Source organism: Lysobacter sp. Soil_N_51 (assembly GCF_057655755.1).
On record NZ_JBDGLR010000011.1, the window covers coordinates 142,263 to 166,943 of the forward strand.

Below are 24,681 nucleotides of genomic sequence, written 5' to 3' on the forward strand. Positions count from 1 at the left end.
TTGAGCCTTCGGCCCTCACCCCAGCCCTCTCAGCTCTGCACTCCCTTCGGTCGCCGCAAGCGGGAGAGGGAGCCGAGACGCGGCGAGCCGAATCTCCGCGCCGCTTCAAGCATTGATGCACCGCTCCCTCTCCCGCTTGCGGGAGAGGGCCGGGGTGAGGGCCAACGCCAGCCGCGACGACTGCATCAACCGTGGTTCTAAGCCCGCACCAATGCTCATTTCCACAAGCGAACGCCGCGTCATACCATCGAAGCGACAAGCGCGACGCAAGCCCAAGCCACAAACTACTTCATAAAAAACACGCGCGCGCCACCGAACATTCTGCTCGCCCCACACGCCGGCTCGACCGGCACGCACCAGGAACCCCGTCGTGTCCAGCAACAGCTTCGGAAAGCTCTTCACCGTGACGACCTTCGGCGAAAGCCACGGTCCGGCGATCGGGTGCGTGGTCGACGGTTGTCCGCCCGGGCTGTCGATCGCGCCGGAAGATTTCCGTCGCGACCTGGACCGCCGCGCCACCGGCAAGACCCGCCACACCTCGGCGCGGCGCGAGACCGACGACATCGAAATCCTCAGCGGCGTGTTCGAAGGCCGCACCACCGGCACCCCGATCGGGCTGCTGATCCGCAACACCGATGCGCGCAGCAAGGACTACGGTTCGATCGCCGAACAATTCCGTCCCGGCCATGCCGATTACAGCTATTGGCAGAAGTACGGCCTGCGCGACCCGCGCGGCGGCGGACGCTCCTCGGCGCGCGAGACCACCATGCGCGTGGCCGCCGGCGTGATCGCCAAGAAGTGGCTGGCCGAACGCTACGGCGTGGTCGTGCGCGGCTTCATGTCGCAGATCGGCGAGATCGTGCCGAACGCATACGACCTGTCTGCGGTGGAAGGCAATCCGTTCTTCTGGCCCGACGCGGCCCAGGTCGGCGAGCTGGAAACCTACATGGACGCGCTGCGCAAGTCCGGCGATTCGGTCGGCGCGCGCGTCGACGTGATCGCCGACAACGTGCCGCCGGGTTGGGGCGAGCCGATCTACGGCAAGCTCGACGGCGAGCTCGCGGCGGCGCTGATGAGCATCAACGCGGTCAAGGGCGTGGAGATCGGCGACGGCTTCGCCTCGGTCGCGTCCAAGGGCAGTGCGCATCGCGATGAGATTTCCTTGCGCGGCTTCGCCAGCAACCACGCCGGCGGCATCCTCGGCGGCATCAGCACCGGCCAGCAGCTGCGTTGCTCGACCGCGTTCAAGCCGACTTCGAGCCTGCGCTTGCCGGGTCGCAGTGTCGATATCCATGGCAACGAAGTCGACGTAATCACCACCGGCCGTCACGACCCCTGCGTCGGCATTCGCGCCACCCCGATCTGCGAGGCGATGGTCGCGCTGGTGTTGATCGATCAGGCCCTGCGCCATCGCGCCCAGTGCGGCGACGTCGGCACGATCACCCCGCGCATTCCCGCCGACCCCGGTTTCGACCGTCACGAGTCGGGCCACGATGACTGAGCGTCCGCGCGTGTGGGTGTCGCAGCCGCTGTTCGACGATGTGATCGCGCGGCTGGGCCAGTATTTCGAGGTGTCGGCGACGACCGCGGTGACTCAGCACGCGCCCGAAGCCGTCGCCGCCGCGTTGCGCGAGGCCGACGGCGCGCTGGTCACGCTCAACGATCCGATCGGCGCGGCGCAGATCGCCGGCGCCGCCCGACTGCGCGCGATCGCCAACGTCGGGGTCGGCTACAACAATCTCGATGTGCCGGCGCTGAGCGCGGCCGGCATCCTCGCCACCAACACGCCCGACGTGCTGACCGAGACCACCGCCGATTTCGGCTGGGCGCTGATGATGGCGACCGCGCGGCGGATTTCCGAGGCCGAACGCTGGTTGCGCGAAGGCCACTGGCAGCGCTGGAGTTTCGACAGCCTGCTCGGCGGCGACGTGCACGGTTCGACCCTGGGCATTCTCGGCATGGGCCGGATCGGCCAGGCGATCGCGCGTCGCGCGGCCGGTTTCGGCATGCGCGTGATGTACCACAACCGCAGCCGCCTGGCGGCGACGGTGGAACGCCTGCATTGCGCCGAATACGTCGGCTTCGACGATCTACTCGCGCACGCCGATCACCTGATCCTGGTGCTGCCGTATTCGCCGCAGTCGCATCATCTGATCGACGCGGCGGCGCTGGCGAAGATGCAGGCGCATGCGACCCTGACCAATATCGCGCGCGGCGGCATCGTCGACGAGAACGCGCTGTGCGATGCGCTAGAGCAAGGGCGATTGGCCGCGGCCGGGCTGGATGTCTACGAAGGCGAGCCCAGGCTCAATCCGCGCCTGCTCGAACAGCGCCGGGTGGTGCTGACGCCGCATATCGCCAGCGGCAGTCTGGCCACGCGCCGGGCGATGGTGAGTTTGGCGGTCGACAATCTGATCGCCGCATTGGGCCATGGCCCGAACGCGGGCAAACCGCCGTCGTTGTTGAATGCCGGGATTCGAGATTAGGGATTCGGGATTGGGAAGCGGATACCTCGAAAGCGAACGCGCTTTTGCGAATCCCGAATCCCCAATCCCGAATCCCCGCTTCAAACCGCCGGAAATGGGTCCGGCGGTCCCCACAAGTCAGGTAACTGAGAACAGATGAACGCCAAGACGTCCTGCAATGTCGCCGTGGTCGGTGCTACCGGCGCGGTCGGTGAAACCATGCTGAAGGTGCTGGCCGAGCGCAAATTTCCGATCGGCAAGCTGCATGTGTTGGCGAGCGAACGCTCGGCGGGAGAGAAACTCGAGTACGAAGGCAAAACCATCGTGGTCGAGGATCTGGCGAAGTTCGATCCGACCGGCGTGGACATCGCGCTGTTCTCGGCCGGCGGCTCGGTGTCGAAGGAATACGCGCCCAAGTTCGCCGCGGCCGGCGCGGTGGTGATCGACAACTCCTCGGCGTTCCGCTACGACGACGACATCCCGCTGGTGGTCAGCGAGGTCAATCCCGAAGCGGCCCGCAACCGTCCGCGCGGGATCATCGCCAATCCCAACTGCTCGACCATGCAGATGCTGGTCGCGCTCGCGCCGATCCATCGTCAGGCCAAGATCGAGCGCATCAACGTGGCGACCTACCAGTCGGTGTCGGGCACCGGCAAGCGCGCGATGGAAGAACTCGGCAAGCAGACCGCCGCGCTGCTGAGCTTCCAGCAGATCGATCCGCAGGTGTATCCGGTGCAGATCGCTTTCAACGTGATCCCGCACGGCGGCGACTTCACCGACAACGGCTACACCACCGAGGAAATGAAGCTGGTCTGGGAAACGCGGAAGATCCTCGGCGACGACAGCATCGGGGTCAACGCGACCGTGGTGCGGGTGCCGGTGTTCTACGGCCATTCCGAGGCGGTGCATATCGAAACCCGCGACAAGCTCTCGGCTGTCGACGCGCGCGCGCTTCTGGAAAAGGCGCCGGGCGTGGTGGTGGTCGACGAACCGGTCAACGGCGGTTACCCGACCCCGGTCACCCATGCCTCCGGGCAGGACCCGGTGTTCGTCGGCCGCATCCGCGAGGACATCTCGCACCCGCGCGGGCTGTCGCTGTGGGTGGTGTCGGACAACATCCGCAAGGGCGCGGCGACCAATGCCGTGCAGCTGGCCGAGCTGGTCTGGAACGAGCGCTGATCGCCAGGCGCCCCGCTGGGGCTCGCTGTCGTGATTGAAGATCGGGCCCCGCGGGGCCCGATCTTGTTTGCGGCGCGAACGTATTTAATGTCGGCGATGGCGACGCCGCGCCCGCGCGGACTTCGATGCATCGCATGCGGCCGCGTTGCGATAGCGTGATCGCCGCCGACAAAACCGCGCCGCGATGCCTGGATTGCCCGGCGTTCGCAACGAAATCTTCACTCCGCGTTGCGCATCACGCCCACGGACCGCTAGAGTCGCCGCCTGACTTTGGGTTAATGGGGATCGTCCGCAAGATGTCGTCCGTGAGATCGGGTTTCGCACGCACCGCCCTGGCTCTGGCGCTGGCTCTGGCCAGCGGAGCGGCCTGTGCGCTGGGTCTGGGCCAGATCGAGGTCAAGTCGCGCGCGGGCCATCCCTTGCTGGCGGAAATCCCGGTGATCTCCACCGGACCGGAGGAACTGGCGCAGTTGCGCGCCGGCCTGGCCTCGCCGGAAACCTTCCGCCGCATCGGCCTGGACGCGCCGCAGGGCATCGTCACCGACCTGCGCTTCACCCTGGCGCTGGACGCCGCCGGCAAGCCGGTGATCCGCGTCACCAGCACCCAGCCGGTCACCCAGCCGGCGCTGACCTTCCTGATCGAAGTCGATTGGGGTCAGGGCCGTCTGACCCGCGAGTACTCGGCGCTGATCGACGCACCGCGCACGGTGTCCGCGCCGATGCAGCCGCCGATCCAGTCCGCGACCGGCGCCAACCCCAACACCATCGAACGTCCGCTGGAGGCGCCGCTGCCGTTCGGCGCGCAGCCGGCGGCGACCGATCCGCTGGCGGTGGAAAACCAGCTCGACCGCTACGACCCCGGCAGCGTGATCGCGCCGGGCGAGCCGCAGGCGCAGCCGTTGCCGGCCGAACCGATCGCGGTCCAGGCCGACCCGGTCCCCGCCGCGCCGGCGCAAGCGGCGCCGCAACGTCCCAACGCCGGCAAGATTGCGCGTGAGCCGCGCGAACCGCGCCCGGTCGCGGCCGCGCCGAAGGTCGCCGCCGAAGGCGATATCACCGTGCAGGGCGGACAGACCCTGTCGGGCATCGCCGCCGGCCTGAGCGGCCCGCACACGCTCAACCAGACCATGATCGCGTTGCTGCGGGCCAACCCCGAGGCGTTCATCGGCAACAACATCAACCGGCTCAGGCAGGGCGCGGTGCTGCGCCTGCCGCCGACCAACGAATTGGCCACGCTCGATCCGCGCGAAGCCAGCGAGCTGGTCCGGGTCCAGGTGCAGCAGTGGCGCCAGGGCGTGGCCAGCGCGCCGGTGCCGCAGCCGATCGGGCTGGAGTCGGACGCGGTCGCCAAGGCGCCGGTCGCGCCGGCGGCCAACGCGCCCGGCGCGGCGCGCAGCGACGACGCACGTTTGGAAATCGTTCCGCCGGGCGCCAGCCGCGCGACCCAGGCCGGAGCACAGTCCGGCATCAGCGCCGGAGGCGAGGGCGACATGGTCCGTCAGGACAATCAACAGACCACCGAGACCCTCGCCGCGCGCGAGCAGGAACTGGCCGAGCTCAAGAGCAAGGTCGCCGATCTGGAGCAGTTGCAGAGCAAGCAGCAGAAGCTGATCGCGATGAAGGACAGCGAGCTGGCCGCGAGCCAGCAGCGTCTGGCCGAACAGCAGGCGCGCAGCGACGGCGGTTCGCCGCTGCCGTGGATCTTCGGCGGCCTGGGCGTGTTGGCGCTGCTGGTCGGCGGCTGGGTGATGAGCCGGCGCGAACCGAAGAAGCCGGCGTTCCGCGCGCCGCTGCCGGCTTCGGACGCGACCGGCGAGCGCTCCGAGCCGCTGGCCGATCCGGTCGATTCGCTGCGCCGCCGCCCCGAGCCGGCCGCGCCGCTGGTCGATCCGGTCGCGCAATTGCTCGGCGAACCCGAGGCCGAAACACCGGCCAAGCCGGTCGAACCGGTCCCGGCCGCCGCCTCGGCGGCCGCCGAAGAACCGGCCAGCGCGCCGTTCTGGACCGCGCCGAAGGCCGAGCCGCAAAACAAGGCCAAGGTGCCGACCTGGCATTCCAGCGAAGTCGGTACCAGCGCGGCGCGCAGCGGCGCGGCCCCGGCGCGGGTCGAGCCGGCGGTTGCGCCCGCGGCCGCCGTGGCTGCGGCTGAGGCTCCGGCCAGCCCGGCCCCGGCCCCAACCAGCCCGGGCCAGGCCAATCCCGGTCAAGAGCGGATCGAACTCGCCCGTGCCTACCTCGACCTGGGCGATCAAAGCAGCGCCCGCCAGTTGCTCGGCGAAGTGCTGATCAACGGCGACCACGCCGCCCGCCAGCAGGCCGCGCGTCTGCTGCGCGAGATCGAGGCGTCCAGCTGAAGCGCATCAGCGCGGCGAGCGGGCAGGGCAAGCACCGATGGCGGTAGAGCAGCAACAGTCCCAGACCAGCGACGGCGACGCACCGGTGCGCCGCTACGCCCTGGGCGTGGAATACGACGGCAGCGAATACTCCGGCTGGCAGCGCCTGGTGCGCCCCGGCGAGCCGGACCTGCGCGGCGAAGCGACCGTGCAGACCACCCTGGAGCAGGCGCTGAGCTTCGTCGCCGGCGCGCCGATCGACGTGACCTGCGCCGGACGCACCGATTCGGGGGTCCACGCGGCCTGCCAGGTCGTGCATTTCGACAGCCCGGTCGAACGCGAGCCGCGCGGCTGGGTGCTGGGCACCACCTCGCGCCTGCCGCCGTCGGTGTGCGTGCGCTGGTGCGTGCCGGTCGCGCCCGGATTCCATGCGCGGTTCTCGGCGCGCGCGCGCCGCTACCGCTACCGCATCCTCAACCGGCCGGTGCGGCCGGCGCTGCAGCGTCAGTACCTGACCTGGGAGCGCCGCCCGCTCGACGCCGACGCCATGCACCGCGCCGCCCAGGCCCTGCTGGGCGAACACGACTTCTCGGCGTTCCGCACCGTGCACTGTCAGGCCCCGCACGCGCGCCGCGATCTGCAGTACATCGGCCTGCGCCGCGACGGCGAAGTGGTGGAGATGGAAGTACAGGCGAATGCCTTTCTTCACCATATGGTGCGCAACATTGTTGGAAGCTTGCTGCTGGTCGGCCGCGGCGAACAACCCGAAACCTGGATCGCCGAGTTGCTGGCCGGTCGCGACCGCACGGTCGCCGGCCCGACGGCGCCCTCGTCGGGCTTGGTGTTCGTCGGGCCGCGCTACCCCGTCGAGTGTCAGTTGCCTGCCGAGGTCACCCTTTGAGCCAGCCCCGTACCCTGTTCCGCACCCGTATCAAGTTCTGTGGTTTCACCCGTCCCGGCGATGTGCGCCTGGCCTGCGAGCTCGGCGCCGACGCGATCGGCTTCGTGTTCGCCGCCGGCAGCAAGCGCCGGGTCGCGCCCGAGGAAGCGCGCGCCATGCGCCAGGCCCTGGCGCCGCTGGTCGACGCGGTCGCCTTGTTCAGCGACAACCCGGTCGACGAGGTGCGCGAAGTCGTGCGCCAGGTCCGGCCGAGCCTGCTGCAGTTCCACGGCAACGAGGACGACGCGTTCTGCCGCGGCTTCGGCGTGCCGTACCTGAAAGCGATCCCGATGGGCGGCGAACTGGCCGACCAGCACCCCTCGGCGCTGCACATGCGCTACCCGGGCGCGGCCGGCTTCCTGTTCGACAGCCATGCCCGCGGCGGCAGCGGCGGCAGCGGCAAGACCTTCGACTGGAAGCGCATCCCGGTCGGCGTGCAGAAACCGTTCGTGCTAGCCGGCGGGATCACTCCGGACAACGTGTTCGAAGCGATCCTGGCGACCTTGCCCTGGGGCGTGGACGTGTCCAGCGGCATCGAGAGCGCGCCGGGCCTGAAGGACGGCGACAGGATGCGTCACTTCGTCGAGGAAGTGCGCAAGGCCGATTGCCACGTCGATTGAACGTCGCGTCGCGGCGGCGTCGAACCTAGCTTTCCCCCCTTTGGAAAAGGGGGGGCAGGGGGGATTCGCTTTTTCTCCAAGCGCACCGCGTCATCCGAGTAAAAGCAAATCCCCCGCGCTCCAATTCTTCGCCTCGAAACCTACCGACGCCGGGCGCTCGCCCCCTTTTCCAAAGTGGGCGATGAAGTTCGCGGGCCACAGCGACAGGCCAACTGCGCTGTCCTTCTGGATACGTTCGAAGCGTGAAAGCGAGGCGTCGGTAGGAATCCACGCCTGCCCACCCGATCACAACCCGACCGCGCGGCCCATTCCTGCACGCCTGGATGCGTACGGTCGGCGTCGCGATGCCCTAAACTGGCGCTTCCGCCGCGCGCCGCGTGGCGTCTGCCGAACGAACGCCAGCCGATGTCCGCCGAACCGATCGCCCCGCCTATCGACTTCCACGCCTATCCCGACGCCAACGGCCACTTCGGCCGCTACGGCGGACGCTTCGTCGCCGAAACCCTGATCGCGCCGATCGAGGAACTGGCCAAGGCCTACGACGCCGCGCGCGTCGACCCGGCCTTCATCAAGGAATTCGAAAACGACCTGGCCCATTACGTCGGCCGGCCGAGCCCGATCTACCACGCCCAGCGCCTCAGCGACGAAGTCGGCGGCGCGCAGATCCTGCTCAAGCGCGAAGACCTCAACCACACCGGCGCGCACAAGATCAACAACACCATCGGCCAGGCTCTGCTGGCCAGCCGCATGGGCAAGACCCGCATCATCGCCGAGACCGGCGCCGGCCAGCACGGCGTCGCCAGCGCCACCGTGGCCGCGCGCCTGGGCCTGGAATGCGTGGTCTACATGGGCGCGACCGACATCGAGCGGCAGAAGATCAACGTCTACCGCATGAAGCTGCTCGGCGCGACCGTGGTGCCGGTGACCAGCGGTTCGCAGACCTTGAAGGACGCGCTGAATGAAGCGATGCGCGACTGGGTCACCAACGTGCGCGACACCTTCTACATCATCGGCACCGTCGCCGGTCCCGATCCGTACCCGCGCATGGTCCGCGACTTCAACGCCGTGGTCGGTCGCGAGGCAAGGGCGCAGATGCTGGCCGAATACGGCCGCCTGCCCGATGCGATCACCGCCTGCGTCGGCGGCGGCAGCAATGCGATCGGCCTGTTCCATGCGTTCTTGAACGACCCCTCGGTGCGCATCGTCGGCGCCGAAGCGGCCGGCGACGGCATCGACACCGGCCGTCACGCCGCCTCGCTCGCCGCCGGACGCCCGGGCGTGCTGCACGGCAACCGCACCTATGTGCTGTGCGACGACGACGGCCAGATCATCGAGACCCATTCGGTCTCCGCGGGCCTGGATTACCCCGGCGTCGGCCCCGAGCATGCGTTCCTGAAAGACACCGGCCGCGCTGAGTACCTCGGCATCACCGACGAGGAAGCGCTGGACGCGTTCCGCACCCTGGCGCGCACCGAGGGCATCCTGGCCGCGCTCGAGTCGAGCCACGCGATCGCGCAGGCGATCAAGCTGGCGCGCACGATGCCGAAGGATCAGGTGGTGCTGTGCAACCTGTCCGGCCGCGGCGACAAGGACGTGCATACGATCGCCGGGCGCGAGGGGCTGCATTTTTGAAGCGGGAAACGAGTGCGTAGGAGTGAGGAGTGAGTGAGAGCCGTCACGGCTTTTCCGTTATCGCGCTGCTCGGCTTTCCGCTGTTACTCGTTCCTCAGTTTTCTCAACTCACTCCTCTCCGAGGCAAGGAATCAGCACGCAAGAGCGAGCAAAGGGCAGAGGCCGCCACTGGCCGTCTCTCACCACTCGACTCCGCTTCCGACTGACTCACTCCTCACTCTTCTGAACTCATTCCTCGCCCAATGAATCGAATCGACGCGAAGTTCCAACAGCTGCACGCCGCCGGCCGCAAGGCGCTGATCCCGTTCGTCACCGCCGGCGATCCGTCGCTGGACGCGACCGTGCCGGTCATGCACGCACTGGTCGAAGCGGGCGCGGACGTGATCGAACTCGGGGTGCCGTTCTCCGATCCGATGGCCGACGGCCCGACCATCCAGCGCAGTTCCGAGCGCGCGATCGCGCGCGGCGCCGGATTGAGCTGGGTGCTCGAAGCGGTGCGCGAGTTCCGCGCGCGCGACGCCGAGACGCCGGTGGTGCTGATGGGTTATTTGAATCCGATCGAGATCCGCGGTTCGACCCGCTTCGCCGACGACGCGGTCGCGGCCGGCGTCGACGGCGTGCTGCTGGTCGACCTGCCGCCGGAAGAAGCCGCCGAACTGCGCGCGGCCTTCGCCGCGGCCGGACTGGCGCTGATCCTGCTGGCCTCGCCGACCACCACAGAAGAACGCATCGCCTTGCTGTGCGACGACGCGCAGGGCTATCTGTACTACGTCAGCTTCGCCGGCGTGACCGGCGCGGCCGACCTGCTCGACACCGGCGCGGCCAACGACCGCCTGCACCGCATCCGTGCGCGCAGCAAGGTGCCGGTGGTGGCCGGTTTCGGGATCAAGGACGCCGCCAGCGCCGCGACCATGGCCCGCGAGGCCGACGGCGTGGTGGTCGGCAGCGCGCTGGTCGCGGTGCTGGCCGAAACCGTCGACGCTGCCGCGGCGGCGCAGGCGGCCGGCGCGTTCCTCGCGCCGCTGCGCCAGGCCCTGGACGGCGCCGCCGGCTGAACGCGGGCGCGGCGGGCGCCGCGGCCGGCTGCGTTAGACTGAACCCATTACGTGCCGGCGAGCATGGCTCGCGGCGCTCCGGTCCGCAGCATCGGGACCGCCTGAACACGTTTGAATAGGAAACCCCCAACGCATGTCGTGGCTAAAGAAACTCATGCCGTCCGGCATCCGCACCGAAACGGTCGCGGCCAAGCGGCGCAGCGTGCCCGAGGGTCTGTGGGAGAAGTGCGACCGCTGCGGCGCCGTGCTGTATCGCCCCGAGCTCGAGGAAAACCTCGAGGTCTGCCCGAAGTGCAGCTTCCACATGCCGATTCGCGGCCGGGTCCGCCTGAACGCGCTGTTCGACCCGGGCAGCACGGTCGAGATCGGCGCCGAACTGGGCCCGGTCGACGTACTCAAGTTCAAAGACCAGAAGAAGTACTCAGAGCGGATCAAGGCCGCGCAGAAAGCCACCGGCGAGCGCGACGCGCTGATCGCGATGCGCGGCACGCTCAAGCAGCGGCCGCTGGTCGCCGCCTCGTTCGACTTCGCCTTCATGGGCGGCTCGATGGGCTCGGTGGTCGGCGAGCGCTTCACCCTCGGCGCCGAGACCGCGCTGCAGATCGGCAGCCCGTTCGTGTGCTTCTCCGCCAGCGGCGGCGCGCGCATGCAGGAAAGCCTGTTCTCGCTGATGCAGATGGCCAAGACCTCGGCCGCGCTCGGCCGCCTGCGCGCGGCGGGCCTGCCGTACATCTCGGTGATGACGCACCCGACCACCGGCGGCGTGTCGGCCTCGTTCGCGATGCTAGGCGACATCAACATGGCCGAGCCCGAGGCGCTGATCGGCTTCGCCGGCCCGCGCGTGATCGAGCAGACCGTGCGCGAAAAACTGCCCGACGGCTTCCAGCGCAGCGAGTTCCTGGTCGATCACGGCGCGGTCGATCAGATCTGCGACCGGCGCGAACTGCGCGATCGTCTCGCCCATCTGCTGGCGATGATGATGAAGCAGCCGCAGCCCGAGGACGATGTCGAAGCGGCCTGACGACGGCCGATATTCGGGAGTCGGGATTCGGGATTCGGGATTGGTAAGAGCCGTGCGCGTGAGGGGGCATGCGCGGTTCGGTAGTTGCTGATCACGGTTTTCTCCCGATGCCCGAGTTCGCGGCGTATCGCTTCACCAATCCCTAATCTCTAATCCCCAATCCCGAGCCCCCCTCAATGACTCGTAAATACTTTGGCACCGACGGCATCCGCGGACGCGTGGGCGAAGGCGCGATTTCCGCCGATTTCGTCCTGCGCCTCGGCAACGCTTACGGCCACGCGCTGATCCGGCGCGGTTGGCGCAACCCGATGGTCATCATCGGCAAGGACACGCGCATCTCGAACTACATGTTCGAGGCCGCGCTCGAAGCCGGCCTGGTCGCCGCCGGCGTGGACGTGCAGCTGATGGGGCCGATGCCGACCCCGGCGGTCGCGCACCTGACCCGTTCGCTGCGCGCCGACGGCGGCATCGTGATCTCGGCCTCGCACAATCCGCATTACGACAACGGCATCAAGTTCTTCTCGGCCGAGGGCGAAAAGCTCGACGACGAAACCGAACTGGCGATCGAGGCCGCGCTGGAAGAACCGTTCCGCACCGTCGACTCCGAACGCCTCGGCAAGGCCGTGCGCACCCGCGACGCGATCGGCCGCTATCTGGAAGCCTGCAAGAACTCGGTGCCGCGCGGTTTCGACCTCAGCGGCATGCGCATCGCGATGGATTGCGCCAACGGCGCGACCTACCAGACCGGCCCGCTGGTGCTGCGCGAACTCGGCGCGCGGGTCGATCCGATCGGCATCGATCCCAACGGCTTGAACATCAACGACGGGGTCGGATCGACCCATCCGCAGACCCTGGTCGAACGCGTCCAGGCCACCGGCGCCGATCTGGGCATCGCCTTCGACGGCGACGGCGACCGGGTGCTGTTCGTCGACGGCGAAGGCCGCATCTGCGACGGCGACGATCTGCTGTACGTGCTGGCGACCGATTGGCAGCGCAGCGGACGCCTGCAGGGGCCGGTGGTCGGCACCTTGATGACCAATTACGGCCTGGAGCGCGCGTTCGAACAGCGCGGCATCGGTTTCCTGCGCGCCAAGGTCGGCGACCGCTACGTGCACCAGCAACTGATCGCCCACGGCGGCACCCTCGGCGGCGAAGCCTCCGGCCATCTGCTGTGCCTGGACCGCACCAGCACCGGCGACGGCATCGTCAGCGCCCTGCAGGTGCTGGAAGTGCTGGGCCGCACCGGCCTGACCCTGCGCCAGGCGCTGGACGGATTGAGCCGGGTGCCGCAGAAGACCGTCAACGTGCGTTTCGAGGGGGCGTCCAAGCCCACCGAGGCGACTTCGGTGAAAGACGCGTTGAAACAAGCCGAAGCGGCCGTCGCCGGCCATGGCCGCGCCTTCCTGCGTCCTTCCGGCACCGAGCCGGTAGTGCGCGTCACCGTCGAAGCCGACGATGCGACGCTGATGCAGAACACCCTCGACAGTCTGGCGGCGGCGGTGCGCGCGGCGGTTTGAGGTGGGGTGGTGGTGGGGCGCGCGGAGCCGTCGCGGTCGCGTAGGTCAGCTGCATGTATCGCTGCTTCGATAAAGGGTGTCCTGCCAGGCAGCACATCCCGATCGCCCAAATGCATTCCCCCTTTGAAAAAGGGGGGCTAGGGGGGATTTGCTTTTTCCTGCAAGCGCGCCGCGTCGTGCGTAAAAGCAAATCCCCCGCGCTCCGATTCTTTGCTTCGAAACGAACTCACGCCGGGCGCTCGCCCCCTTTTTCAAAGTGGGCGATGGAGTTCGCGGATCGCGCCATCACCGGGCGCGTAACAGGTGTCGGTTAACCGCGCGATGGGCGACGCGATGGGCGACTCGAGTCTACGCATCGCACCAAAACGTAGGGCGCGCCGTTCAAACGCCGAAGCTCCCAACAGCAGCCTCGGCCGCCCCCAACCTCAGCGCTGCTGAAACCGCGTCAGCATCTCCCACGACTGACTCACCGCCGCCGGATCGACCTTCGCGCCCGGCAGCGGCAGATAGTTGCGATCCACCACCGTCGCCGCGCCGTAGTTGTCGAACAGGTAGATCCGGTCGCCCTGGCGGATGCCGCGCTGCGACCAGCTTTCGACCAGCAGCGGGCGCGCGTTCTGGGCCGGGCCGAACAGGTCGCGGCCGGTGCTGTAGTCGTTGGGATCGTTGCGGCAGCCCAGTGCGTGCTGCATCACCGTCGGCACGAAATCCTGATGCGAGGTGGTGTGGCTGAATTTGCGCGGCGGCTTGCCCGGCCAATGCAGCACGAACGGCGTGCGCAGTTGGTAATCGGAAAAATTGCCGTTGTGGCCCCAGTAGTTTTGCTTGAGGTCGTTGAACTCTTCGCCGTGATCGCCGGTGATCAGCACCACGGTGTTGTCGGCGAATGGACTGGCCTGCAGGCTCGCCAGGAAATCGCCGATCAGCGAATCGCTGTAATGCACCGCGGTGCGATAGCGGTTGAAGTCGGGTATCGGGTCGTGATCCGGGCCGAATTCCAGCGGATTGATCGAATCGGCCATCGGCTTGAACAGCGGCGGATAGCCCTTGGGCATGTAATAGGGCTGGTGCGGCGAATCCAGGAACACGAAGCCGAAGAAGCGCTGCCCGGGCCGGGTCGCGGCGATGTCGCCGCGCAGGCGGTCGATGATGGCGCGGTCGCGTTCGGCGCTGCGGCGTTCGCGCGGTCCGTTGACGACGTGGTCGCGCACCTCCGAGAACACGGTGCGGTCGAACTCCGGGTTGTACAGCGGCGCGCTGCCGTAGATGTGCATCGCGTAACCGTCTTTCTTCATCTGGCCGATGAAGGCCGAGCCGCGCTGTTCGGCCAGCATCGGATGCCAATAACCGCCGGGCAGGCCGTACAGCAGGCCGAACAGGCCGAAGCGGGTCGCGTTGCCGGTGCTGTAGTGATCGTCGAACCACTGCGATTGCTGGGCGTATCGCCAGGTGTTCGGCATGACGGTCGGATCGAGCGCGTCGTGGCGCAGCGATTCGAGCAGGATCACCACCACGTTGAGCTTGGGCGCGGCCTGGCAATCCAGCGGCTTGCGCGGATACGCCAGCAGGCCCGAGCCGAGCACGGGCAGGGCGGAGTTGGGATTGCTCTTGACCCCGAAGCGGTGCAGCGAATCCTTCAGCGTGATCGGCTGCGCCCACGGGATGTACGGCAACTGCGACAGCACCGCGCGATCGCCGCGCGCATCGTAGTAGGCGATCATGGCCTGGCCGAACAGCATCACCGCGAGCGCGACCCACCAGGCCCGCAGGATCTTGACCGCGCCCGGACGGCGCTCGATCCAGCGCCAGCACAGCCAGGCGGCGGCGATTTCCAGGGCCAGCACCGTGCCGATCGCCAGCGCGATCAGGCCCCAGACCGTGCCGGAAAACACCACCTGGTCCTGCATCGCGCCGCCGAACACCATGTTGGCGACCATCGCGTTGAGGTGGAAGCGGTACAGCGCGAACACCTTGGCGTCGGCGACCAGCAGGCAGATCCAGGCGGTCTGCAGGATCACCGCGGCGACCGTCATCCAACTCGCGCGCCGGCTCAACCGGCCCAACAGCAACGGGATCAGGCCGAGCAGGGCGCCGAAGAATACGAAGTGACCGGGCAGGGCCAGGGTCAGGAAGAACGCCGCCTTCCAGTGCTCGGCGAGGTGGGCGAAGGGGATGTTCGAGGCGGCGATCGCGATAGCGACCGCCGCATTGCCCAGGGTGAAGCCGGTCAACCAGGCCAGGGCACGGCGTGCCGGGGTGGCGGGGCGAGCGGCGGGGTCTTGCATGCGGTGCGGGCCTCGGCGGGCAGTGTTGCAACCGGCGGGCATCGCCGGGTCGGGGGCGCGACTTTAGCCTGTCGCACAGCGCTAAAACACCACCTTTGGACGGGCGGGTCGATCTGTTCACGGCTTATGTGCCAACTGGTTCAGGCTCGGGCGATTTGGTTCATCCTCGGGCCGCCCAGCCGACCGCTTTCGATGTGCCGCCAGGTCGGGCTTGCGCGCCGATGGCGGCTTTGAGCGAAGATAGCGGCCTATTCGGACGAGACACCAACAGGACTATCACGTGAGTCAGATTCCCACCCTGGACATTCGCCGCTTCGACACCGACCGCGAGGCGTTCGTCGCCGAACTCGGCGCGGCCTACCGCGAATGGGGCTTCGCCGGCATCAACGGCCACGGCATCCCGGCCGAGCAGATCGATCAGTCCTACGACGTGTTCAAGCGCTTCTTCGCCCTGCCCGAAGAGGTCAAGCGCAAGTACCACGTCGCCGGCGGCGGCGGCGCGCGCGGCTACACCCCGTTCGGGGTCGAGACCGCCAAGGGCGCCAAGCACTTCGACCTCAAGGAGTTCTGGCACGTCGGCCGCGAGATCCCGCGCGACTCCAAGTACGCCGCCGAGATGCCGGCCAACCTGTGGCCCGACGAGATCCCCGAGTTCCGCGAGCAGGCCTATGGTCTGTACACCACGCTGGATAACCTGGGTTCGCGCGTGCTCAGCGCATTGGCCCTGCACATCGGCCTGCCGCAGACGTATTTCGCCGACAAGACCGATTCGGGCAATTCGATCCTGCGCCCGATCCACTACCCGCCGATCACCGCCGACGACATCCCCAACGAGCGCGCCGGCGCGCACGAGGACATCAACCTGATCACCCTGCTGGTCGGCGCCAGCGCCGCCGGCCTGGAAGTGAAGTCGCGCAAGGGCGAGTGGGTGCCGTTCACCGCCGACGCCGACACCATCGTGGTCAACATCGGCGACATGCTGCAGCGCCTGACCAACCACGTGTACCCCTCGACCACCCACCGCGTGGTCAACCCGCCCGGCGAGAAGGCGCGCCAGCCGCGTTATTCGACCCCGTTCTTCCTGCACCCGAATCCGGATTTCCTGATCGACGTGCTGCCCTCGACGATCAGCGCCGACAACCCGAGCCGTTATCCCGAGCCGATCACCGCCCAGGGCTATCTGGAAGAGCGCCTGCGCGAGATCAAGTTGAAGTAAGCGTGCGCAGCGATTGCGTTCGTCGCGAAGCCGGCCTTGCGCCGGCTTCGTCTTGTGCGGTCCCGAGCGAAGCCGCTCGCGCCCGGCTCAGACCATCCAGAAGAACACCGCGGCCATGCGCATGGTGTCCAGGGTCCGGCCCCAATAGCCACTGGCGCTATGGATCAGGTTGGCGCGGTACAGCAGCAGCCGGTTGTAGCGGTGCGGGACCATCACGTCCTCGACGAAGGCATCGGGCGCGACGAAACGCGTGCCGAGGGCTTCGACCAGGTTGGCGTGCGGCGGCGACACGGTATTGCCGCCGCGCTGGCCGTTGCCCAGGCGCTGGCGATAGAAACCGGTGCCGCAGTGGTCCGGCACCGACGGGTTCAGATACAGCACCGCCGCATAGCGGCACATCGTGCGCGAGTCGGTGTGCGGGCGCGGCTCGCATTCGTCGATGCCGACCACCTGCACGCAGTTGTGATTGAGGGTCTGGCCGTCCGGCGCGGCGCCGACCCACAGGCGGGTCGCGCCGAGCGCGTCGCGCACCCGGGTCTCGACGATCGCCAGTTCGTCGTCGCTCAAGCCAGGCATGGCGCGCTGCCCGGGCCAACTTTCGGGTTTGTACGGGTAGCCCTGACTCCAGTCGGTCTTGGCCAGGAAACGGGCGCGCACGCCGTCGGGGTCGGGCAGGACGTCGTCGACGACCCAGTAGTCGCGGCCCGATGTCGGCTTGCGATAAGGCAGGATCGGCAGCAGCGGGCGGGGCGGGATCGGTTTCATGCTGTCCACTCTAACCACGCGCTTACCGCCGCTCGCCGGATCGGCATTCTATTTGCGTCGATACTGCGACGTAACGCCGCATCCTTTGTACGCAGGATCGTCCGCAAGCGTGTCCGGCGTGTGGATCGTCGCTGACCGGGTGCTTTTGCCGATGGTCGGGCGCTATGGCCACGAGGCTACCGGATTTCACCGCCGCGGATACGACGAAGCCGGCGCTGAGGCCGGCTTCGTCGAGGTATGGCGGGCATCCTTGCCCCAGCCCGCGGCCTCGATAGTGGGCCGCGCGGCGAGCCCGTCTCCGGGGCCCGATAAGTCGGCCGATCCCTCGGCCGCAAGCGCGATCGCCGTGATGGCGGCGGGCACGGTCCCTCGCGCCCGCCGCCGTCAGGCGGTCACGCCGCGATCAGCAACCGATCGCGGTGCACAGCGCGACGATGTTGTCGTCGTTGAAGCGAGCGCCGACCCACGCGGTGCCGAAGGCGCCGATGTGCGGGCCGCTGACCACGCTGTTGACCTGGTTGCCGGCGCTCGAGTTCGGCGTGTAGTTGATCAGCCATGCGCCGCCGCTGGCGCCGTAGGTCATGTCGCAGCCCTGCACCACCACGTTGGTGCCTTCCGACGCCGAGTCGTAGGTCTGGCCGGCGCAGATGTGGGTGTACTGCGTGCTCAGGTTGCTGGCGTAGCCGTGCGAGTAGGTGAACAACGAATACGGCTGATTCCAGGCGCGGCCGAGCCAACCGACGTAGCTGGTCACCGGAATGCCGCTGACCTGCTCACCGGTCAGCTTGATCACCGCTACGTCCCAGCGGCGGGTGCCCTGGTTGATCCAGTTGGTCGGCACGCGCGCGGTGCTCCAGCCGAACTTGCCGTACGGCGCCTCGCCGTAACGCTCGGCCGGCACGAACAGGAAGTTGGAGTTCCAGCCCGAGCCGAAGGTGTAGACGCAATGCGCCGCGGTGGTCAGCACCGCGGTGCCGCTGGACACCTGCGCGGTGCAGTACGAACCGCTGCCGTCGGGCTTGGTGAAGTACAGCTTGCCGATCTTGTTCCACGGCGCCGCCTTCCACTGGGTGGTGTAGTAGTTGCCCAGGGTGCGGGTGTAGCCGTAGTGCGCGCCGTCCTTCTCCTGCGAGATCGAGACGTCCGCGGCGGCGCCGCGGCGCGCATCCAGCGCGTCGAGCTTGTCCCAGGTGGCACGGAAATGGGTGCGTGCGAGGTAGTTGCCGAACGCCGGCGCGTCGCCGCCCGGCGCGCTGCCGGCGGTGCGGATCAGCTTGTCGGTCAGTTCGGCCGAAGCGGCGGGGCCGGCCTTGCTGTCGCGGTCGACCCAGATCACCGGCTTGGCCGCGGCGCGCTGGCGCGCGGTCGCGAACGGATGGGCCTGGGCGCTCTTGGCGTTGAGCTGCTGCGACTTGGGCGCGTCGATCGAAGCGACGTCGCCGTAGGCGGTACGGATCACTTTTTCGCCGGCCATCGCGAGGGCGGCGGAGGAGAGCAGCGCGATGCCGCTGAGCAAGGCGAGCTTGCGGGACAGACGGCACGGGGGATTGATGCGATGCGACTTCATGATGGTGGAGCTCCTTGTGGTATCGCTTCCATTGGCGATTGACGGGTCGACGACGGTGGCGTCCGGCGCGCTCGACCCGAGCGGCGCGCCGGCGTTGAAACCCCGATCGACGAACGATTGCCGAGTGGCGGGCAACAGCCCGGCCTCCCACGCCGCCTGAAGAGCGGCGCAAGCGATCGTTCGGTGATTGGCGGCCGCCTTGCGGGCGGCTAACCCCAGGAAACGGCGGTGCGCGCGGTCGCAGGACAGCGCGGGAGCGAAGAAAAGCGGCGATCGCGGCCGCGCTGGGCCGCGGTCGGACACGTGTTCATCGGCCGCAAAGCCTTTGCCGGCAAGGGTTTGAGTTCGTTTGGCGGGACCGAGGCGCGAGGCCGCGATGTTTCATCGATGCAACGCGATTTTGGGCGCTGATACGAGATCGGGCCGATGTGGGCGGCGGCTTTTGTGGGCTTCAGCCCCTGAGCTTTTCGCTTGCCCGGTATGCACCTCGGGTCCGGCAAGCCGCCATGGACAACCCAAAGTACGGGAGTGTTGCGATGGATCCGGCCGCTCAGGCCTCGCGCACAACCACCCCGGCCGCGCGCAACCCCTCGCGCCAGGCGGACAACTTGGCCTCGTAACGCTGCGAGGCGTTGGCCGGGCTGGTCGAGGGCAGGCGCACCAAGGTCAGGTCCGGGCGCGCCAGCGGCTTGAGCACGAACCGACGGAAGCTGGCCTCGGCCTTGGCGCCGTTGAACAGCACCGTGGCGATCCGCGGATGGCCGGCGAAGAAGCCGGCGAAGTCGTTGGCGACCGCGGTGTCGTCGCGGATCGCCGAATCCAGGCTGCCTTCGCGCTCGCATTGGGCCAGCACGTCCCACAGCGCGATCCCGGCCGCGCGCAGGGCCTGGATCCGGTGCGGATACTCCAGTTCCGGCCCGGCGCCGATCAGCGTGCCCATGATCGGCCAGAACCGGTTCTGCGGATGTGCGTAGTAGCGATCGGCGGCCAGCGAGGCCGCACCGGGCATGCTGCCGAGGATCAGCACCCGCGCCTGTGGCGATCGGATCGGGGCGAAGCTGTGCAGCACGGTCGAATTCGAGGTCGGACTCATGACCATGCAATGGGGACGGAACCGCGCCCGGCAAAGGCGGGCAGGGCGCTCGGCCGCGAGCGTGACGCCGGTCGCGGAGCGCGCCCGTCGACTGCGTCGCGGTTCGCCGCGCCGCCATCGGGTTCGCCCAAACGCCGCCCAGCCGCTAGACTGCGCCGTCTTCGCACCAAGGGAGTGGCCATGCGCCGCAGAATCGTCGCCGGAAACTGGAAACTGCATGGCAGCCGCGAATTCGCATTCGCCCTGCTCGACGAAGTCGCGGCGCAGACGCCGCCGGCCGGAGTTGAGCGGGTGATCCTGCCGCCGCTGCCGTATCTGGGCGAACTGGTCGAACACTACGGCGAGCGCGGCCTGAACTTCGGCGCGCAGGACGTCAGCAGCAACGTCAAGGGCGCCTACACCGGCGAAGTCTCCGCGACGATGCTCAAGGAAGTCGGCGCGGTCTACGGTTTGGTCGGCCATTCCGAGCGCCGCCAGTACCACAACGAAAGCAGCGAACTGGTCGCGCGCAAGTTCGCCGCGGCCAAGGCCGCGGGACTCGTGCCGATCCTGTGCGTGGGCGAGACCCTGGCCGAACGCGAGGACGGCCAGGCGCAGTGGCGCTTGCAGGAACAGCTCACGGCGATCTTCGAACTGGTCGGCGTGCTCGGCCTGGATGGCGCGATCGTGGCTTACGAACCGGTGTGGGCGATCGGCACCGGCAAAACCGCCAGCCCCGAGCAGGCCCAGGAAATGCACGCATTCATCCGTAGCGAAATCGCGGCGCACGATGCTAGAATTGCTGGCTCGCTACCGATCCTTTATGGCGGTAGCGTGAAAGCCGACAATGCCGCCGCGCTGTTTTCCCAGCCCGACGTCGATGGCGGCCTGGTCGGCGGCGCCTCTCTGGTCGCAGCGGACTTCAACGCCATCGCGGCAGCGGCGGCACCCTGATCGCGACGTTCCGGCGAACCTGTCCGGGCCGACGCGGTCGTAACGAGTTCCACCCAGCGAAGAATCCCTAACGATGCTGTTGTTCCTCAACGTCATCTATGTGTTGATCGCGATCGCCATGATCGCGCTGATCCTGATGCAACGCGGCGCGGGAGCGCAGGCGGGCTCGGGTTTCGGCGGCGGTGCGTCGGCGACCGTGTTCGGCGCCCGTGGCTCGTCCAACTTCCTGTCCAAGGCCACCAAGTGGCTGGCGATCGCGTTCTTCGTGATCAGCCTGTTCATGGCCTGGCAGGCGAGCCGCGTCACCACCGCCGCGCCGAGCAGCAAGCTCGATCAGAGTCTGATGAACCAGCAGATCCCGGCGACCAAGCCCGCTCCGGCGACCGGTACTCCGGCAGCGCCCGCGACTGGCGTCCCGGCCGCTCCGACGAGTACCGCTCCGGCCGGCACCGCGCCGAGCGGCGCGACCCCGCAGGCTCCCTCGGGTCAGGCCGCTCCGGCGACCCAGGCACCGGCGGGCACGGTTCCGGCCGCGCCGTCGGCGACGCCCGCGCAGGCGCCGGCTCAGCAGGCAGTCCCGGCAAAGCAGCCGGCTACTGGCGGCTGAGATAAACAGGTTAAAATAGAGTTCCGGTATCCTGCTTCGGATGGCAGGATCGGTCAGCGATGACCAAGCGGCTTCGCAAAGCGCTTACGAAGTCCAGGCCAGGATGGCCGCAGGTTGGTAGCAGTGCCCAGATGGCGGAATTGGTAGACGCACTACCTTGAGGTGGTAGCGACTTAGGTCGTGGGGGTTCGAGTCCCCCTTTGGGCACCACATCCAACTGTCAGCTTTATCGAGTTATTCGCAACTCGCACCACGGTACGCAGGTGCGGCACGCACGGCGGGCCGCGCCGCGTGTCCACACGACTGGGCGCTGTGGCGCCAAGCCAAGGTCGCGGAAACGCGCCCATGTAGCCGAACAAGTAGCCGAGAGAACACCGCGTGCTGGCCGAATACCTGCCGACTCTGCTGTTCCTGATCGTCGCCGGTGGTATCGGCGTCGCCCTGTTGGTGGTAGGCAATGTGCTCGGGCCCAAGCGCCCGACCGCGGAGAAATTGTCTCCCTACGAATGCGGCTTCGAAGCCTTCGAAGACGCGCGCATGCAATTCGACGTGCGCTACTACCTGATCGCCATCCAGTTCATCATCTTCGATCTGGAAATCATCTTCATCGTGCCCTGGGCCACCGTGTTCCGCGACCTCGGTCCGATCGGGCTCATCGAGATGGGCATTTTCGCCAGCATGCTCCTGCTCGGCTTCGTTTACGTCTGGAAGAAGGGAGCGCTCGAATGGGAGTGATCCAAACCGTCAGCGACACCGTGTCGGGCCTGATGCACAACCCGATTCCGGAAGGACGCCTCGACGACATCCTGCGCCCGGAAGGCGAAAACCCGCTGCTGCAGCAGGGGTTCGTCACCACCAACCTGGACACGCTGTGGAATTGGGCGCGTACCGGGTCGATGTGGCCGATGACCTTCGGCCTGGCCTGCTGCGCGGTCGAGATGATGCACGCCGGCGCCTCGCGCCTGGACCTGGACCGTTACGGCGTGGTGTTCCGCCCGTCGCCGCGCCAGTCCGACGTGATGATCGTGGCCGGCACCCTGGTCAACAAGATGGCCCCGGCGTTGCGCAAGGTCTATGACCAGATGCCCGACCCGAAGTGGGTGATCTCGATGGGCAGCTGCGCCAACGGCGGCGGCTACTATCACTATTCCTACGCCGTGGTGCGCGGCTGCGACCGCGTGGTCCCGGTCGACGTCTACGTGCCGGGCTGCCCGCCGACCGCCGAAGCGCTGGTCTACGGCATCCTGCAGTTGCAGCGCAAGATCCGTCGCGGCACCAACTTCGGCGACAACAAGCAGGGCGTACGCGAATGAGCGGCGTTGCTCCGAGCAGCGCGCAGCTTGCCCAGCGCTTGAACGAACGCTTCGCCGGCGCTTCCGTCATCGTGGCGCAGCCGCGCGGCGAGATCACCCTGGAAGTCGCGCCCACCGAATGGCTCGCGGCGGCGCTCGCGCTGCGCGACGAATTCGGTTTCGAACAGTGCGTCGACGTCAGCGGCGTGGACTACCTGAGCTACGGCAGCGACGAGTGGGACACCGACGTGTCCTCGGAAGGCTTCTCGCGCGGCGTGGAAGGCAAGAGCGCCGGCCGTTTCCGTTGGGGCGAGTCGCCCAACGGCGCCGCCGATTCGCTGCCGGCGCGTCGTTTCGCGGCGGTCGCGCATCTGCTGTCGTGCCAGCACAACCAGCGCGTGCGTTTGAAGACGTTCGCCGCCGATGACGACCTGCCGGTGGTTGGTTCGCTGTGCCACATCTGGCCGGGCGTGAATTGGTTCGAACGTGAAGCGTTCGACCTGTACGGCATCGTGTTCGAAGGCCATCCGGACCTGCGCCGGATCCTCACCGACTACGGCTTCGTCGGTCATCCGTTCCGCAAGGATTTCCCGCTGATCGGCAACGTCGAAGTGCGTTACGACGCTGAAAAGCGCCGGGTGATCTACGAACCCGTGTCGATCGACCCGCGGGTCGGCGTGCCGCGCGTGATCCGCGACGACGCGCGCTACCAGACCGCCCAGGGCGAAACCGCCCAGCGTGGCGAGGTGAAGTGATGAGCAACCCCGCTACCGACATGCCGCTGGTCAACAGCGGCACCTCCGGCCTCAACAACGCCGAGATCCGCAACTACACCTTCAACTTCGGTCCCCAGCATCCGGCCGCGCACGGTGTGCTGCGCCTGATCCTGGAGATGGACGGCGAAGTCGTGCAGCGCGCCGATCCGCATATCGGCCTGCTGCATCGCGGTACCGAGAAGCTGGTCGAGTCCAAGCCGTTCAACCAGTCGATCGGTTACATGGATCGCCTGGACTACGTGTCGATGATGTGCAACGAGCACGCTTACGTGCGCGCGATCGAGACCCTGCTGGGGATCGAGGCGCCCGCGCGCGCGCAGTACATCCGCACCTTGTTCGACGAAATCACCCGCATCCTCAATCACCTGATGTGGGTCGGCTCCAACGCGCTCGATCTGGGCGCGATGGCGGTGTTCCTGTACGCGTTCCGCGAGCGCGAAGAGCTGATGGACTGCTACGAAGCGGTCTCCGGCGCGCGCATGCACGCGGCGTATTACCGCCCCGGCGGCGTCTACCGCGACCTGCCCGAGCGCATGCCGCAGTACAAGGAATCGCCGTGGAAGAAGGGCGCCGGCCTCAAGCGCTTCAACGCCTGGCGTGAAGGCTCGATGCTCGATTATCTCGATGCGTTCGCCGACGACTTCCCCAAGCGCGTCGACGAATACGAGACCCTGCTGACCGACAACCGCATCTGGAAGCAGCGCACCGTCGGCATCGGCGTGATTCCGCCCGAACAGGCCCTGGCCTGGGGCATGACCGGTCCGATGATCCGCGGTTCGGGCATCGCCTGGGATCTGCGCAAGAAGCAGCCCTACGCCAAGTACGCGGAAGTCGATTTCGACATCCCGGTCGGCGTCAACGGCGACTGCTACGACCGTTATCTGGTGCGCATCGCGGAAATGCGCGAGTCCACCCGCATCATCAAGCAGTGCGTGAAGTGGCTGCGCGCCAATCCAGGCCCCGTGATCGTCGACAACTTCAAGGTCGCCCCGCCCAAGCGCGAGGAGATGAAGGACGACATGGAAGCCTTGATCCATCACTTCAAGCTGTTCTCGGAAGGCTATTGCGTGCCGGCCGGCGAGACCTATGCCGCGGTGGAAGCGCCCAAGGGCGAATTCGGCTGCTACCTGGTCTCCGACGGCGCCAACAAGCCGTTCCGCTGCAAGCTGCGTGCGCCGGGCTTCGCGCATCTGTCGTCGATGGACGAAGTCGTCAAGGGCCACATGCTGGCCGACGTCGTGGCGATGATCGGTACTTACGACATCGTGTTCGGCGAGATCGATCGGTGAAGGCGGGAATCGGGAATTGGGAATCGGGAATCGGTAAAGCCAAGGCTGCGCGAGCGCGCGCCGGGCGATACCCGATCCGGATGTCTCAGGTTCCCG

Annotated in this window: 21 protein-coding genes and 1 tRNA gene; 18 read left to right on the plus strand and 4 right to left on the minus strand. The window is 67.7% G+C overall.

Annotated features, from left to right (window positions below; translation table 11 throughout):
• Positions 1–370 precede the first annotated feature (370 nt).
• The 10 genes from aroC to glmM all read left to right on the plus strand — a co-directional run bounded on the left by aroC (position 371) and on the right by glmM (position 12,762).
• Entirely contained in the window at positions 371–1,501 is a 1,131-nt protein-coding gene (aroC, locus tag AC3A4T_RS21245; RefSeq protein ID WP_487677224.1) for a chorismate synthase, read from the plus strand.
• Positions 1,494–2,486 (plus strand): 2-hydroxyacid dehydrogenase, encoded by a 993-nt coding sequence (locus tag AC3A4T_RS21250; RefSeq protein WP_487677225.1) that lies wholly within the window; start codon positions 1,494–1,496, stop codon positions 2,484–2,486. The genes aroC and AC3A4T_RS21250 overlap by 8 nt, the downstream gene beginning before the upstream one ends.
• 135 nt (positions 2,487–2,621) lie before the next feature.
• Complete coding sequence (locus AC3A4T_RS21255) at positions 2,622–3,644, plus strand: aspartate-semialdehyde dehydrogenase (protein ID WP_487677226.1); 1,023 nt, start codon at positions 2,622–2,624, stop codon at positions 3,642–3,644.
• A 296-nt stretch (positions 3,645–3,940) separates the two neighbouring features.
• Positions 3,941–5,998 carry a motility hub landmark protein FimV gene (locus tag AC3A4T_RS21260; RefSeq protein WP_487677227.1) on the plus strand — a complete coding sequence of 686 codons (2,058 nt, stop codon included), beginning with the start codon at positions 3,941–3,943 and terminating at the stop codon, positions 5,996–5,998.
• A gap of 37 nt (positions 5,999–6,035) precedes the next feature.
• Positions 6,036–6,878, plus strand: a complete 843-nt coding sequence (gene truA, locus AC3A4T_RS21265; RefSeq protein WP_487677228.1) for a tRNA pseudouridine(38-40) synthase TruA — start codon at positions 6,036–6,038, stop codon at positions 6,876–6,878.
• Positions 6,875–7,537 carry a phosphoribosylanthranilate isomerase gene (locus tag AC3A4T_RS21270; RefSeq protein ID WP_487677229.1) on the plus strand — a complete coding sequence of 221 codons (663 nt, stop codon included), beginning with the start codon at positions 6,875–6,877 and terminating at the stop codon, positions 7,535–7,537. Before truA ends, AC3A4T_RS21270 begins: the two co-directional genes overlap by 4 nt.
• A 405-nt stretch (positions 7,538–7,942) precedes the next feature.
• Complete coding sequence (trpB, locus tag AC3A4T_RS21275) at positions 7,943–9,169, plus strand: tryptophan synthase subunit beta (RefSeq protein ID WP_056112520.1); 1,227 nt, start codon at positions 7,943–7,945, stop codon at positions 9,167–9,169.
• Positions 9,170–9,411: 242 nt separating this feature from the next.
• Positions 9,412–10,224: a tryptophan synthase subunit alpha gene (gene trpA / locus AC3A4T_RS21280; protein ID WP_487677230.1), complete on the plus strand. Its 813-nt coding sequence runs from the start codon at positions 9,412–9,414 to the stop codon at positions 10,222–10,224.
• A 133-nt stretch (positions 10,225–10,357) separates the two neighbouring features.
• Complete coding sequence (gene accD / locus AC3A4T_RS21285) at positions 10,358–11,245, plus strand: acetyl-CoA carboxylase, carboxyltransferase subunit beta (protein WP_487677231.1); 888 nt, start codon at positions 10,358–10,360, stop codon at positions 11,243–11,245.
• Positions 11,246–11,421: 176 nt separating this feature from the next.
• Entirely contained in the window at positions 11,422–12,762 is a 1,341-nt protein-coding gene (glmM, locus tag AC3A4T_RS21290; RefSeq protein WP_487677232.1) for a phosphoglucosamine mutase, read from the plus strand.
• A gap of 425 nt (positions 12,763–13,187) precedes the next feature.
• Here glmM and AC3A4T_RS21295 read toward each other — a convergent pair whose 3' ends face one another.
• Entirely contained in the window at positions 13,188–15,047 is a 1,860-nt protein-coding gene (locus tag AC3A4T_RS21295; protein WP_487677233.1) for a sulfatase-like hydrolase/transferase, read from the minus strand.
• Positions 15,048–15,327: 280 nt separating this feature from the next.
• Between AC3A4T_RS21295 and AC3A4T_RS21300 the strand changes: the two genes are divergently transcribed.
• Positions 15,328–16,263, plus strand: a complete 936-nt coding sequence (locus AC3A4T_RS21300) for an isopenicillin N synthase family dioxygenase (protein WP_056112531.1) — start codon at positions 15,328–15,330, stop codon at positions 16,261–16,263.
• Between the two features lie 87 nt (positions 16,264–16,350).
• On the opposite strand, the gene AC3A4T_RS21305 is transcribed toward AC3A4T_RS21300, so the two are convergent.
• From AC3A4T_RS21305 to AC3A4T_RS21315, 3 genes are all read right to left on the minus strand, one after another.
• Positions 16,351–17,028 carry a DUF6445 family protein gene (locus AC3A4T_RS21305; RefSeq protein WP_487677234.1) on the minus strand — a complete coding sequence of 226 codons (678 nt, stop codon included), beginning with the start codon at positions 17,026–17,028 and terminating at the stop codon, positions 16,351–16,353.
• Between the two features lie 403 nt (positions 17,029–17,431).
• Positions 17,432–18,595: a trypsin-like serine peptidase gene (locus AC3A4T_RS21310; protein ID WP_487677235.1), complete on the minus strand. Its 1,164-nt coding sequence runs from the start codon at positions 18,593–18,595 to the stop codon at positions 17,432–17,434.
• A gap of 550 nt (positions 18,596–19,145) precedes the next feature.
• Positions 19,146–19,688: a DNA-deoxyinosine glycosylase gene (locus AC3A4T_RS21315; protein WP_487677236.1), complete on the minus strand. Its 543-nt coding sequence runs from the start codon at positions 19,686–19,688 to the stop codon at positions 19,146–19,148.
• 180 nt (positions 19,689–19,868) lie between these two features.
• Between AC3A4T_RS21315 and tpiA the strand changes: the two genes are divergently transcribed.
• The 7 genes from tpiA (at position 19,869) to AC3A4T_RS21350 (ending at position 24,585) form a co-directional block, all read left to right on the plus strand.
• Positions 19,869–20,621, plus strand: coding sequence for a triose-phosphate isomerase (gene tpiA / locus AC3A4T_RS21320; RefSeq protein ID WP_487677237.1), 753 nt, complete (start codon positions 19,869–19,871; stop codon positions 20,619–20,621).
• Between the two features lie 73 nt (positions 20,622–20,694).
• Positions 20,695–21,228 carry a preprotein translocase subunit SecG gene (secG, locus tag AC3A4T_RS21325; protein WP_487677238.1) on the plus strand — a complete coding sequence of 178 codons (534 nt, stop codon included), beginning with the start codon at positions 20,695–20,697 and terminating at the stop codon, positions 21,226–21,228.
• A gap of 125 nt (positions 21,229–21,353) precedes the next feature.
• Positions 21,354–21,438, plus strand: a tRNA-Leu gene (locus AC3A4T_RS21330).
• Positions 21,439–21,606: 168 nt separating this feature from the next.
• Positions 21,607–21,963 (plus strand): NADH-quinone oxidoreductase subunit A, encoded by a 357-nt coding sequence (locus AC3A4T_RS21335; protein WP_487677239.1) that lies wholly within the window; start codon positions 21,607–21,609, stop codon positions 21,961–21,963.
• A complete protein-coding gene (locus AC3A4T_RS21340; RefSeq protein ID WP_036108556.1) occupies positions 21,954–22,541 on the plus strand; it encodes a NuoB/complex I 20 kDa subunit family protein in 588 nt (195 codons plus the stop codon). The genes AC3A4T_RS21335 and AC3A4T_RS21340 overlap by 10 nt, the downstream gene beginning before the upstream one ends.
• Complete coding sequence (locus tag AC3A4T_RS21345; RefSeq protein ID WP_487677240.1) at positions 22,538–23,275, plus strand: NADH-quinone oxidoreductase subunit C; 738 nt, start codon at positions 22,538–22,540, stop codon at positions 23,273–23,275. Before AC3A4T_RS21340 ends, AC3A4T_RS21345 begins: the two co-directional genes overlap by 4 nt.
• 20 nt (positions 23,276–23,295) lie before the next feature.
• The gene (locus tag AC3A4T_RS21350) at positions 23,296–24,585 is read left to right on the plus strand and encodes an NADH-quinone oxidoreductase subunit D (protein ID WP_487677270.1); all 1,290 of its coding nucleotides are present in this window, start codon (positions 23,296–23,298) and stop codon (positions 24,583–24,585) included.
• Positions 24,586–24,681 lie beyond the last annotated feature (96 nt).